This is a genomic window from Dyella humicola (genome assembly GCF_026283945.1).
GTDB classification, from domain to species: Bacteria; Pseudomonadota; Gammaproteobacteria; order Xanthomonadales; family Rhodanobacteraceae; genus Dyella; species Dyella humicola.
Window position 1 is genome coordinate 1,356,081 of record NZ_JAPDPC010000001.1, and the last position, 12,258, is coordinate 1,368,338.

Consider the following 12,258-nt stretch of genomic DNA (forward strand, 5'->3'; position numbering starts at 1 on the left):
AATCGGGATGGCCGCGACGAAAGCGCCCTGAGCGGGCGTGAAACAGTCGCCCGCCGCCGCTCAGCCGGCGGTGCGAGCCCGCGTCACCCGGCTGGCGGTTTCCTTGTGCAGCTGCGTAGCCAGCCACGCACCGGTGGCCACCAGGATGTCCAGGTCGATGCCGGTGTGCAGGCCCATGCCGTGCAGCATGTAGACCACGTCTTCGCTGGCGACATTGCCGGTGGCGCCCTTGGCATACGGGCAGCCGCCGGTGCCGGAGACGGCACTGTCGACGACGCGTACGCCTTCCTCCAGGCAACTGAGGATATTGGCCAGTGCCTGGCCGTAGGTGTCGTGGAAATGCACGGCCAGTGCGGTCATCGGCACTTCTTGCGCTGCCGCGTGCAGCATGGCGCGCGCCTTTGCCGGCGTGCCGACACCGATGGTGTCGCCGAGGGAAATCTCGTAGCAGCCCAGTTCATGCAGGCGGCGCGCTACGCGCACCACGTCGCTGAGGGCTACTTCGCCCTGATACGGGCAGCCAAGCACGGTGGAAACATAACCACGTACTTTCACCCCGTCCGCGTTGGCGCGCGCGATCACCGGCGCGAAGCGTTCGATGGATTCGTCGATGGTGGCGTTGATGTTCTTGCGGTTGAACGCCTCGGACGCTGCGGTGAACACGGCGATCTCGCTGACGCTGACCGAGCGGGCCCGTTCATAGCCCTGCTCATTGGGCACCAGCACCGGGTAACTCACACCGGGTACCTTGCGGATGCCCTGGTAGACCTCGGCGGCGTCGGCCATCTGTGGCACCCACTTGGGGCTGACGAAGCTGGTCGCTTCGATCGTTTGCAGGCCGGTGCCGGAGAGACGATCGATCAAGGCGATCTTGACGTCGGTTGGCAGCAAGGTCTTTTCGTTCTGCAGGCCATCACGCGCGCCGACTTCGACGATGCGGACGTGGTCGGGTTGAGCTGATGGCGTGTTCATGGCGTGCCTCTGGATCCTGGCGATCAGGGATGAGCGTCTGCAACAAACCGAACCAGCACCGCATCGGCTTCCACGAAGTCGCCTTGGGCGGCGCTGATCGTTTCGATGGTGCCGGCACGGGGCGCTTTCAATGCCAGCTCCATCTTCATCGCTTCCATCACCAGCAGTTCCTGGCCCTCGACCACGCTATCGCCGGGCTTGGCCTTCACCAGCACGATACGACCGGGCATCGGCGCCGCGATCTGGTTGCCGCCACCGCCTTCCGTGGTGTGCCAGGCAAAAGCGGGCGCGCGTTCGAAGCTGTGGCGGTTGCCAGCACGGTCATGCACGGTGACACGGGCGCCGTCGGTCCGCGCCGGCAGGCGCAGCGCTTCGTCGTCAAAACGCGCACTGAGGTACTCGCCATCGTGGCGTGCGCCGCGCACATCGACGTTCGCCTCGCCGTGATGCAGCTGGTAGTTGCCATCGTGGCCGTACGCTTCTATTTCGTAACGCTGGCCGTGCAGTGATAGGGCGACAATGTGCTTGCCTGCATGACCCACGCGCCATGCGTCGGCGCGTGACCAGGGCGAATAAGGGTCGCTGCCATCACGTGCGTTCGTCATGGCAGCGCGCTCGTCGTCTAGCAGAGCCGCCACCGCTGCGGCAAACAGCGCGTGCGGATCCGGCGCCGCATCACCGGCGAGAAATTCCTCAAGATGGCGATCGAGATAGCCGGTGTCGATACGACCCTCGACCACGGCGGGATGGCGTGCCAGTCGTTCGAGAAAGGCGATGTTCGATTTCGGTCCCACGATCTCGCCGCTCATCAACGCATCGCGAAGACGCTGCAACGCCTGTGGGCGATCCTTGTCCCAGACGATCAGCTTGGCGATCATCGGGTCGTAGAAGATCGTCACCGTGTCGCCTTCGATCACGCCGCCGTCGATGCGTACATGCCGCGAGGGCGTGGGCAGGCGAAGCGTTTGCAGCTTGCCCGAGCCTGGCAGGAAGTTCTGGTCGGGATCTTCGGCGTACAGACGCACTTCGATGGCGTGGCCGTGCGCGTGGACCTGATGCTGCGACAGCGGCAGGGGCTCGCCAAACGCGACGCGCAATTGCCACTCGACCAGATCCAGTCCCAGCGTCTCCTCGGTCACCGGATGCTCGACCTGCAGGCGCGTGTTCATCTCCATGAAGAAGAATTCGCCACCCCGGCCGACGATGAACTCTACCGTGCCTGCGCCGACGTAGTTCACCGCCTTGGCGGCGGCTACGGCAGCGGCGCCCATCGCATGGCGGCGCGCGTCATCGAGAAAAGGCGAGGGCGTTTCTTCCAGTACCTTCTGGTAGCGACGCTGCGCCGAACATTCACGCTCGTTGAGGTGGATCACGTTGCCGTGTGTATCACCGAATACCTGGAATTCAATATGGCGCGGATGCTCCACATAGCGCTCGAGGATTACGCGCGTATCGCCGAATGCGCTGGCCGCTTCGCGCTGCGCAGACGCTAATGCGTCGACGAACTCGGACTCGTTGCGCACGATGCGCATGCCCTTGCCGCCGCCACCCGAGGCGGCTTTGATCATCAACGGGAAACCGGTGCGGCGTGCCTGCTCGGCCAGCACCTCGGCCGACTGGTCGGCACCGTGGTAGCCAGGAACGAGTGGCACCTCGTGCTGTTCCATCAAGGCCTTGGCGGCCGCCTTGGAACCCATCGCATCAATGCTTTCCGGGCGTGGGCCGATAAAGGCGATACCCGCATCGGTACAGGCGCGTGCAAACGCCGTGTTCTCGGACAGAAAGCCATAACCCGGGTGGATTGCCTGCGCGCCTGACTTGCGCGCCACGTCCAGGATCACGTCGCCGCGCAGATACGAATCCGTCGGTCGCGGACCGCCAATGGGCCACGCCTCATCGGCCAGCCGCACATGTTGCGCGTTGGCATCCGCTTCCGAATACACGGCGATGGTGCGAATGCCCAGGCGTCGGCAGGTGCGGATCACGCGACAGGCGATTTCGCCGCGGTTGGCAATCAGTACGCGCTCGAACATGCGGCTTCCGGGGTTGTGCGAAGTGCCTAAACGTAGCAGATCGGCGCGACGGAGCCGATGCGCGGCGCAGCATTCAGGCGATGTCCGCCTGTCATCGTTGCCATGCGCGCAGCAAGCTCGCAACGCCCCTCGCCGTCATCTCCGCGAATGCTGGACAAGCGCTAAGCGCGCAGCACGCTCACAGGTCCCCTCACCGTCATCACCGCGAAAGCGGGGATCCAGTGCCTTTCGCTCTGTTGCGATGTGACCGCAACCTGGCTCGCCTGCCGCGGGCTTCCGCTGCCCTGCCGGGCAGCGGGTTACTTTTCTCTGCGTGGCCAGAGAAAAGTAACCAAAAGAGAGGCCACCCCGATAGCGCGCCTTCCGGGCTTGCGCCCTCCAGGTGCGCGGGTGGGTTACGGAGGTTTGTCGACAGGGCATCCTGCCCTGACGACAAACTGGCTTGCATCCATGCAAGCCACCCTGCGGGCTTTTCCTCCACCCACCCGCCGCGCCATAGGGGACCCGGGAAGCAAAGAGCAGCAGCCAGAGCCAGAGCAACCCCCAAAGCCAAAGCCAAAGCCAAAGCCAAAGCCAAGAGCAACTTGCCAAGTGCAACCGGCAAAGTGCGATGAGCAGCGCAACGCGCTGCTCAAGCCTTCGGCTCTGCTTTTGACTTTCGGGGCCCCTGTGCGGCGGTGAGGGGCGGACGATCAGGCCCCGCAGGGGGCATCGGCAGGGATGCCGATGCCTTTTCGTCAGGGCAGGAGCCCTGTCGAAAAGCCCGGCCGACCCTCACGGACTTGCCGAGCGATCAGCTCGGCAAGCGCCAAGCGGGGTGCCTTTTCTCTTGGTTACTTCTCTTTGGGCAAGCAAAGAGAAGTAACCCGGCCTCCGGCAGGAGGACGGAAGCCCGCCGCAGGCGAGCCCGGTCGCGGCAGCCCCACATCAGAACGACGTCGCCGGAACGATGAGCAAACGCCCAAGCGGGCGCTACGCGCCACCCTCACTCCCCCTCCCAATAATCCACCGACGACCCCGGCACATTCACCACGCGAAACACCTGCGGCGAACCATCCGCAGCCGGCCCGTATTCCGCGATCACGCCGTACTTGCCGGTATCCGGGTATTCACAGACCTCCGGCGTCTGCTTGGTGCTCACCGCGAGATAGCGCAACTCGACGGTGCCGGTATTGATGATCTGGTGGGCGCGTTCCGGACCACCGGGCGGGCAGGCGATGACATCGCCGCTGCGGATGGGGTGTCGTTCGCCGCCGATGCGCACCTCGCCGGTGCCTTCGAGCACGAAGAACATTTCCTCGTTGAATCGATGGCAGTGGAAGGGAAACGCGCGCTTGCCCGGTGGCACGGCGGTGATGTTGTAGCCGAGCTTCTGCGCGCCGATCTGGGCCGAGAATCGTCCCATGCGCGCCTCAAAGCGCTCGGCGACATCGCCTGTGGGACCAAGGCCCGGTGGGAACGATTGCAGTTCGACGTCGGCGATATTGATGATGGGATGCGTCATGACGCGGCGTCCGGTGGAGGGGTTGCAGAGTTTCGCCCTGGGGATTCACGTTGGCGGGCGCAGGAAGGCCTGGGCTTGCCGTCATTCCGGTTGGTGACACACCGCTTCGATATTGTGGCCATCCGGATCGAGCACGAAGGCGCCGTAATAGTGCTCGTGGTAGTGCGGGCGCAACCCGGGCGCGCCATTGTCTTTGGCACCGGCAGCCAGCGCGGCGTGGAAGAAGGCATCGACGGCGGCGCGATCAGGCGCGGTAAAGGCGATATGGACCGGTCCGGTTGCCATGCCGTTTGATGACGTACCGACCCAGAAGTTGGGCACGCCTTTCACGCCGAAGCCTGCATGGTCGCCATCGCCGGTTTGCTCGGCCGTTACCTCCATCACCAACGCGCCGCCCAGCGGCGCTAACACCTTGCGATAGAACTCGCGGCTGCGTTCAAAGCCGGAAACCTGCAGGCCGATATGGTCGATCATGGGTTCGTTCCTTGAGTTGCGTGTGGCGACGGGCGGCGAGTATGCCGTGGGCCGCGTCAGTCCTTTGTGCACCAACCGGGTTGGCGCTTGGCGAGGAAGGCGCCGAGGCCTTCCTGCCCCTCGGGCGACACGCGCAGGCGCGCGATCAGTGCAGCGTTTTCCTGGTCGAGGCGTTCCGCTTCGACCTCGCTGGCACCCGCTACCCGCAGGGCGAGCCGCTTTGCCTCGGCCTGCGCCAGCGGTCCTGCCTTGGACAACGAGGCCAGCGCCGCGTCGACCGTTTCATCCAGCTTCTCGGCCGGCACGCACTGATGCAGCAAGCCAATCTGCAGCGCCGTGGCCGCATCGAACAGTTCGCCGGTAAGGAACAGACGACGTGCATGGCGCAGGCCGATCGCCTGGATGACGTAGGGCGAGATCACGGCCGGCACCAGGCCGAGCTTTACCTCGGTAAGACCGAAACGCGCGCCGTCGACGCCGATGGCGATGTCGCAGCAGGCGACCAGGCCGACACCGCCGCCGTAGGCCGCGCCGTTGACGCGGGCGATGGTTGGCTTCGGCAGATACTGCAGGGTGCGCATCAGGCGTGCGAGTCGCAGCGAATCGTCGCGGTTTTGCGCTTCGCTGGCACTGGCCATGCCGCGCATCCAGTTCAGGTCCGCACCGGCGGAAAAACTTGCGCCGGCGCCGCTCAATACGACCGCGCGCACCGCGGGATCCTCGCCGGCCGAGGCCAAGGCGGCGGCGAGCTCGGCAATCAGCGCGTCGTCGAACGCGTTGTGAACCTGCGGGCGGTTCAGCGTGATGCGACGGACGCCGGCCTGGTCGGCAATCTGGATGCTGGCGGTCATGCGGGACTCCCGGAAAAGACGCACATCATAAACAGGGGGCTGGCGGTCCGCGTGCACTGCATGACACGGCGGAATACCGTACAATGCGAACCATTCTTATTTGAGTGGTAGCCAGTGCGCCTGTCCGACCTGCCGAAAGGGTCTCCTGCCGTGGTGGACCGAGTGGACGATGCTCATGCTTCCGACCCGATTGCGCAGCGTTTGCGCGACCTCGGGTTCGTGGAGGGCGAGCCGGTGCGGGTGGTGGCGATCGGCCCGCTCGGCGCCGACCCGTTGTTGATCCAGATTGGCTCGACCCGCTTCGCGCTTCGGCGCAGCGAGGCGGCCCGGGTGATGGTGAACGCGCAGGTGGCGGCATGAGCGCCAGCACCTTGCGCATTGCCCTGGTCGGCAATCCCAACTGCGGCAAGACAGCGCTGTTCAACCAGCTCACCGGCGGTCGCCAGAAGGTGGCCAACTATGCCGGCGTCACGGTCGAGCGAAAGGAAGGCCGCTTCAGCACGCCGTCCGGTCGCGTGCTGTACGTGCTTGATTTGCCCGGTACCTACAGCTTCGACGCGAACAGTCCGGACGAGCAGATCACCCGTGATGTGTGCGAAGGCGTCTATCCGGGCGAAGCGGCGCCGGATCTGATCGTCTGCGTGGCTGATGCCACCAACCTTCGTCTGCATCTGCGCTTCGTGCTCGAAGTGAAGCGCCTGGGCCGGCCGGTGGTGCTCGCCTTGAACATGATGGACGCGGCGCGTCGCCGCGGCGTCGTCATCGATGTGCCGGAGCTGCAGCGTCGGCTGGGCCTACCCGTGGTGGAAACCGTCGCCGTGCGACGCGATGGCGTAAAGGCACTGATCGCCCAGGTGGACGGTGAAATTCCGCAGGCGGCGCCCGCACAGCCCGACGATGCCGACAGTCGCGCCGACCTGCATGCCCAGGTGCGCGAGTTGCTGGCGGCAACGGTGTCGATGCCGCGTGCCACGGCCGAACTCGACGATGCGCTGGACCGCTGGGCGCTGCATCCGGTGTTTGGACTGGCGATTCTTTCGGTGGTGATGTTCCTGGTGTTCCAGGCCGTGTATGCGGCGGGCAAGCCGATGACCGATCTGATCGGCGATGGCTTCAGCTGGCTGGGCGCGCATGCAACCACCTGGATGCCGACCGGACCGCTGCAGAGCCTGATCGTCGACGGCATCTTCGGTGGTCTCGGCACCGTGCTCGGCTTCCTGCCGGTGATCCTGGTGCTGTTCTTCTTCATCCTGGTGCTGGAGGAATCGGGTTACCTGCCACGCGCAGCCTTCCTGCTCGATCGCCTGATGGTGTCGGTGGGTTTGACTGGGCGCTCGTTCATTCCGCTGCTTTCCAGCTTTGCGTGCGCGATCCCCGGCATCATGGGTACGCGCAGCATCACGGATCCCCGCGACCGGCTCGCCACCATCCTGGTGGCGCCCTTGATGACCTGTTCAGCACGCCTGCCGGTGTATGCGTTGCTGATCGGCGCCTTCATTCCCACGCGACGCGTGCTTGGCGTCTTCAACATGCAGGGCCTGGTGCTGTTCGCGCTGTATGCCGCTGGCGTGCTTGGGGCGATGGGCGTGGGTTGGGTGATGAAGAAGCTGCGGCGCGATCGCAGCGAGCACGCGTTGCTGATGGAACTACCGTCCTACCGCCTGCCCAAGGTGCGCGATGTGGCGATCGGCTTATGGGAACGCGGCATGATCTTCCTCAAGCGCCTGACCGGCGTGATCCTGGGGTTGACCGTGCTGATGTGGTTCCTCTCCACCTTCCCGTCGGCGCCAGCCGGTGCCACCGGCCCGGCCATCGATTACAGCTTCGCCGGCTATATCGGTCGTGGCTTGCAGTACATCTTCGCGCCGCTGGGCTTCAACTGGCAGATCAGCGTGTCCCTTATTCCCGCGTTTGCCGCGCGCGAAACCGCCGTGGCCGCGCTCGCCACGGTCTATGCCGTGGGCGGTGATGCGGCGAACGGCGCTGGTCTGGGCCAGGCCTTGGCGGCGAATTTCTCACTGGCCAGTGCGCTGTCGCTGCTGGTGTGGTTTGCGTTTGCGCCGCAGTGCATGTCCACGCTGGCGGTGATCCGCCGCGAAACGAATTCGTGGCGCAACGTGGCGATCTCGTTCGGCTATATGTTCGTGGTGGCTTTCGTCGCCTCGCTGCTGACGTACCAGATCACGAGCCTGCTGACGTGAGCACCGGGCTGATGGTGCAATACATCGTGATCGGCGCGATCGTGCTGATCAGCGCGCTGGTGACGTTCCGCAAACTGGCGCCGCAACTCACCAACCGCTGGCTTGCCGCTGCCGCGCTGCGTTTCGACCAGCCCGGTCATGCCGCCTGGCAACGCTCGCTTGGCCGACAGCTGCAGCCGAAGCAGGCCACCGGCAATTGCAGCGATGGCTGCAGCACATGTGGCGCCTGCGGCCCCAAGCCGCCGGCGGCACATGTCGATGGGCAGCCGCTGGAATTCAGGCCACGCACGAAATAAGCCTGGTTGCCGCACGGCATGACCAGGAAACGCGATGCCTCACCTCATTCACTGGTGATCGGGATTCTGCGTATCCGACGACGGTTTTTTGCCGTCCTTGTAGGGCGTCTGGAAGTCCTGTTTGGTGATCGGGGTGAGGATGCCAACGGTAACCGTGCCTGACAGCAGATCCGTCTCGAACTTCGGGTCGTAAGGATTCCGGCTGGCCCGCAGTTGTTCGTAGGCGATGGCGCCATCGGTGTTGTGGACACCGGTGACTTCGCCAGGCGTCGTGGCGAGGATCCCGCCATTGCCGACGTCATAGTTGGTGGGTTGCTGATGGCCGGCCAGGCCCACCATGCCGCCGGTCAACATATGCGGCGCGGCCGAGCCGACGCGCGATCCGGTGGCCGACATCAGCACTTCGCGCCAGCGTGCCTTGGCCCGCACCAGGGCGGTGGCGTCGCCAAACCTGGGCAGCAACTCGCGCCAGATCTCGTTGGCCTGTTCAAACTGCGCGGGTGTCAGATGCGCGTAAAGCAGCTGCTTGGCATAGACATACTGGGTCTCGCCGCGCTCCGCCGCCAGCGCGAACCATGCCATCGCGCGCGGCAGATCCACGCCCGAACCATGGCCATTGAGATAGAGCACGCCCAGGTTGTATTGGGCCGGCTTGTACGCCCAGGAGGCCGAGATCTCATACATGGCAATCGCGTGCGCATAGTCGTGCCGCTGATTGGCCAGGGCGCCGAGATAGAAGAAATACTCGCCGGGACGGCCGTCATCCTGCGGCGTATTGAACGCGTCAGTACGGCTGGTGGGCACATCCGGCGTGGCGTGAAAGCTGACGACTTTCGGGAGCGGTGTCTGGGCGTCGATCGGAATGGTTGGCAGTGAGGCGTCGCTGTCGTTTGCGTGAGCTGGTGCGAGGGCCAGGCAGAGCAGGACGGGGAGGAAAAACGAGACCGATTTTGTGAACCTTTGCGCAGTCATGGCGGTGCCTATGATGGTCTGCGAGGGGACAGGTTCACGCTACTCCGGTTGCCGCAAAGGGGCAACGTCGGGATGGGCGCTTGTACCGTCCATCACCCGCGAAACCGCTTTCGGCGCTCCGAGAATGATAAGGGTGCGGTCTCGGCCGTGGTGCCGAGGGATAGCCCCGACGCTAGGGATTCGGCAAAGAGTCATATCCCGCACTCTCCGCCGGACCGAGATACGACGGCGGAACCGGTACCCTGCTCAGCACCAGCTTCTGCAGCACCGCGTTGTCGTCGAGACGCCACACCTTGATGACGTGTTTGCCTGCCGTCATGTCCGGGAACGTTGCCCGCAGAACACGCGCATTGTCCTCGACGGCCTGGTCCCAGTCGCGCTGTTCCTGGGTGCTCGTCCCGTTGGCCGCGGGCGTCATGCGGTCGGTCAGTATCTGGATGGCGCCGTCGTCGACGGACACGCCCATCCTGACGCCACCGCTGGCCATCGTGTCGAGCGTGGGCACCATGTAGAGCTGTAGCGCGAGCTCGCCCGACTGGTGCAATGACACGTCGTATTCGAGACGCACGCCATCCTGTGCGCTGGTCGGCGGATGGCCTTGCGGTAAGGCGACGACCGCGCCGAGCGTGCGGCCGAGATGCGCAATGGCGCGCCAGCTCAGGCCTTTGCCGTCGACGGCGCGGCTGTAGTGCGGCGCTTCGATGCTAATGACATCGTCCTTGGCGGTCGTTGCCGAAGCGGTCGAAACGGGCGCGAACACGATCGGCTTCGCGACTCGCTGGGTCGTCACTCGCTTTACCTCGGGCATCACTTGCCGCTCGGGCTGCTGCCAGCCGCTGTAGCCGATATGCGTCTGCGCCATCATGCCGTCCCACTTGCCGCCGTTCAGCGCGTGATAGGCATCGGTAATTTCTTGATCGCGCCGGAAGGCGGCTTCCGCCTGGTCGGCAAAGACGTTGGCGCGTGGATCGCCGACGGCTGCCAGTCGCCGGTTCCACGCCACGGCGTAATAGAGCTGGTAGAAGTTCGACAACGCGAGGATGGGATGCTCCACCAGCTGGAAATAAGCGTCTCGCTGATCCGGCGGAAGCGTGGCCTTGACCTTGAGCATGTCCTGCTCGAGCGCCTGCCACTCGGCGATCATCGTGCCGAATTCGCCACCGTCGAGCTTGTCTCCGGCATCGGCGCCGAGCTGGAAGCTACCGGCGTCGATAAGTTCCGGCTTGCGTCGCGCCGCTAGCTGGCTGTACCGGGTGATGAGTTGCGCGATCGCGCTCGCCTGCGTTGGCCCGAAGGTGGCGCTGGCCCAGGCGTCGGGATACTGCGCAAGCGCATCCGGCGTCATCGCCTCGGGGTTCCAGGCCTGCCTCAAGAAGAAGCTGAGCGGAAACTCCATTGGTTTGAGATCGCCGACGTTGACGATCCACAGGGCGCGGGCGCCGCGCGCATAGGCCAGATTCATCTGCTGCCAGACCTTTTCGATCTGGTTGGTATTGATCCACTTGTAGTTGCGCGGTCCGCCGACGTAATCGAAGTGGTAATAGACGCCGTAGCCGCCCTGGCGCTCGCTGTTCGCCCTGGGAAGTCGCCGGATCTGTCCCCAGTTGTCATCCGCGAACAAGAGGGTGACATCGTCAGGCACCTTCATGCCGTGGTCGTAGTAATCCTGCACTTCCTTGTAGAGCGCCCATGCCTGCGGGGTCTGTTCCGCAGGTTTGCCAGTGACGTCGGCGATGATCTTGCGCTGGTCCGCGACGATGGTTTGCAGCAGCTGCGTGGCGGTGCCTTCGGTCATTGGCTCGTCGCCGTCGCCGCGCATGCCGACGGTCACCACGCTTTCGTAGCTCTGGCCATCGCCCTTGGACATCATCCGCTCGATGCCTCCGCGCCAGAACGTGCGCAGGTTCGCGCCATTGGTTGCATAGTTCCAGGGGCCGCCGGTGATGCCCTGGTCGGTGTGCCGGTGCCATTCGTCCTGCGCGCGCATCATGGCCTCATGATGCGAGGTGCCCATCACGATCCCCATGGCGTCGGCGAGCATCATGTTCTGCGGGTCGTCGTCGTTGAACGCCTTGGGTGCCCACATCGCCGGCCACAGGAAATTACCCTTCAAGCGAAGCTCGAGCTCGAAGACATGCGCATACATCTGATGGTTGATGCCGCCGAAATGTTTCTTCGCCCAGCCGGTGAAGCTCGGGTCCTCGTCGTTGATGAAGAATCCGCGATATTTCACCCGGGGCTGGTCGCGGCGCGATCCGGCGGTGAGGAAGACGTTGGCCTGCTGTCGCACCGGCACGTCGGCGAACCAGTACCAGGGCGACACGCCGATCTTCTCCGAGATGTCGTAGGTGCCATAGACGGCACCGCGTCGATCGGCGCCCACGATCACCAGCGCCCGCGCTACGTGGGGGAAGGGATGGTCGACGACGATCTGGCGAAAGGCCTCCCACTGTCCGGCGAGGTCGCTGGCCTCGATCTTTCCCGCCCGGACCAACCCGTCGATGACCGGGCTGTGGCCGAGCACGCCGATAACGACAAGATTTCCGCCCGCAGGTTGGACTTGCTCGTAGCGCTGCGGAGCATGCCCGCTCACGCGCTGCAGATCCGCGGCGAAGCTCTCCGCGACATACCGCACCGCAGGGTCGGCCGAAGCATCGATAAGCAGATTCGCCGGCTGGCTTTGTTGGATCAGGGCGAAACTTTCCGGCCTATCATGCGAACAGACGGAAACCGGCGTCGTGCACGCATGGGCCACGGATCCGCAAGCCATGGCGGCGAGGCCCATCAGCATGCCCAGGCACTGCCGCGCGCGGCCGATGACCTTGCCGGAAGACTGGCCTCGACGTGTGCCTATGACGAACGGGATCTTGGCCAGCGAAGGCATTCGCATCAATCTCTCGCTTGAAGTTAGCGCTACCATCACTTCATAGCAGGTGACCGTCGCATGCCACAAGC

At 64.6% G+C, this 12,258-nt stretch carries 10 protein-coding genes; 3 read left to right on the forward strand and 7 right to left on the reverse strand.

Translation table 11 applies throughout. The features are described 5' to 3' along the window. Positions 1–60: 60 nt before the first annotated feature. The 5 genes from OUZ30_RS05950 to OUZ30_RS05970 all read right to left on the reverse strand — a co-directional run bounded on the left by OUZ30_RS05950 (position 61) and on the right by OUZ30_RS05970 (position 5,834). Positions 61–972 carry a hydroxymethylglutaryl-CoA lyase gene (locus OUZ30_RS05950; RefSeq protein ID WP_266181279.1) on the reverse strand — a complete coding sequence of 304 codons (912 nt, stop codon included), beginning with the start codon at positions 970–972 and terminating at the stop codon, positions 61–63. Positions 973–995: 23 nt separating this feature from the next. After that, a complete protein-coding gene (locus tag OUZ30_RS05955; protein ID WP_266181280.1) occupies positions 996–3,005 on the reverse strand; it encodes an acetyl-CoA carboxylase biotin carboxylase subunit in 2,010 nt (669 codons plus the stop codon). Positions 3,006–3,990: 985 nt separating this feature from the next. Continuing rightward, a complete protein-coding gene (locus OUZ30_RS05960; protein WP_266181281.1) occupies positions 3,991–4,509 on the reverse strand; it encodes a cupin domain-containing protein in 519 nt (172 codons plus the stop codon). Positions 4,510–4,590: 81 nt separating this feature from the next. After that, entirely contained in the window at positions 4,591–4,983 is a 393-nt protein-coding gene (locus tag OUZ30_RS05965; protein WP_266181282.1) for a VOC family protein, read from the reverse strand. A 56-nt stretch (positions 4,984–5,039) separates the two neighbouring features. Beyond that, positions 5,040–5,834: an enoyl-CoA hydratase-related protein gene (locus tag OUZ30_RS05970; protein WP_266181283.1), complete on the reverse strand. Its 795-nt coding sequence runs from the start codon at positions 5,832–5,834 to the stop codon at positions 5,040–5,042. 114 nt (positions 5,835–5,948) lie between these two features. Here OUZ30_RS05970 and OUZ30_RS05975 point away from each other — a divergent pair, with 114 nt between their 5' ends. Genes OUZ30_RS05975 through OUZ30_RS05985 form a run of 3 tightly spaced genes read left to right on the forward strand, consistent with a single transcriptional unit; the run spans position 5,949 to position 8,331 of the window. Beyond that, the gene (locus OUZ30_RS05975) at positions 5,949–6,194 is read left to right on the forward strand and encodes a FeoA family protein (protein WP_266181284.1); all 246 of its coding nucleotides are present in this window, start codon (positions 5,949–5,951) and stop codon (positions 6,192–6,194) included. Further along, a complete protein-coding gene (gene feoB, locus OUZ30_RS05980) occupies positions 6,191–8,035 on the forward strand; it encodes a ferrous iron transporter B (RefSeq protein WP_266181285.1) in 1,845 nt (614 codons plus the stop codon). The genes OUZ30_RS05975 and feoB overlap by 4 nt, the downstream gene beginning before the upstream one ends. Further along, entirely contained in the window at positions 8,032–8,331 is a 300-nt protein-coding gene (locus tag OUZ30_RS05985) for a DUF6587 family protein (RefSeq protein WP_266181286.1), read from the forward strand. Before feoB ends, OUZ30_RS05985 begins: the two co-directional genes overlap by 4 nt. A 48-nt stretch (positions 8,332–8,379) precedes the next feature. Here the strand turns inward: OUZ30_RS05985 and OUZ30_RS05990 are convergent, their stop codons facing one another. Both OUZ30_RS05990 and OUZ30_RS05995 read right to left on the reverse strand, forming a co-directional pair. Then, the gene (locus tag OUZ30_RS05990; RefSeq protein WP_266181287.1) at positions 8,380–9,303 is read right to left on the reverse strand and encodes a tetratricopeptide repeat protein; all 924 of its coding nucleotides are present in this window, start codon (positions 9,301–9,303) and stop codon (positions 8,380–8,382) included. A 172-nt stretch (positions 9,304–9,475) separates the two neighbouring features. Next, the gene (locus OUZ30_RS05995) at positions 9,476–12,094 is read right to left on the reverse strand and encodes a glycosyl hydrolase 115 family protein (RefSeq protein ID WP_266183115.1); all 2,619 of its coding nucleotides are present in this window, start codon (positions 12,092–12,094) and stop codon (positions 9,476–9,478) included. Between the last annotated feature and the right edge of the window lie 164 nt (positions 12,095–12,258).

Bases quoted from the DNA above. Each gene is read 5' to 3' on its own strand.
- OUZ30_RS05950 (WP_266181279.1), bottom strand. From the start codon at position 972: ATGAACACGCCATCAGCTCAACCCGACCACGTCCGCATCGTCGAAGTC.
- OUZ30_RS05955 (WP_266181280.1), bottom strand. From the start codon at position 3,005: ATGTTCGAGCGCGTACTGATTGCCAACCGCGGCGAAATCGCCTGTCGC.
- OUZ30_RS05960 (WP_266181281.1), bottom strand. From the start codon at position 4,509: ATGACGCATCCCATCATCAATATCGCCGACGTCGAACTGCAATCGTTC.
- OUZ30_RS05965 (WP_266181282.1), bottom strand. From the start codon at position 4,983: ATGATCGACCATATCGGCCTGCAGGTTTCCGGCTTTGAACGCAGCCGC.
- OUZ30_RS05970 (WP_266181283.1), bottom strand. From the start codon at position 5,834: ATGACCGCCAGCATCCAGATTGCCGACCAGGCCGGCGTCCGTCGCATC.
- feoB (WP_266181285.1), top strand. From the start codon at position 6,191: ATGAGCGCCAGCACCTTGCGCATTGCCCTGGTCGGCAATCCCAACTGC.
- OUZ30_RS05990 (WP_266181287.1), bottom strand. From the start codon at position 9,303: ATGACTGCGCAAAGGTTCACAAAATCGGTCTCGTTTTTCCTCCCCGTC.
- OUZ30_RS05995 (WP_266183115.1), bottom strand. From the start codon at position 12,094: ATGCTGATGGGCCTCGCCGCCATGGCTTGCGGATCCGTGGCCCATGCG.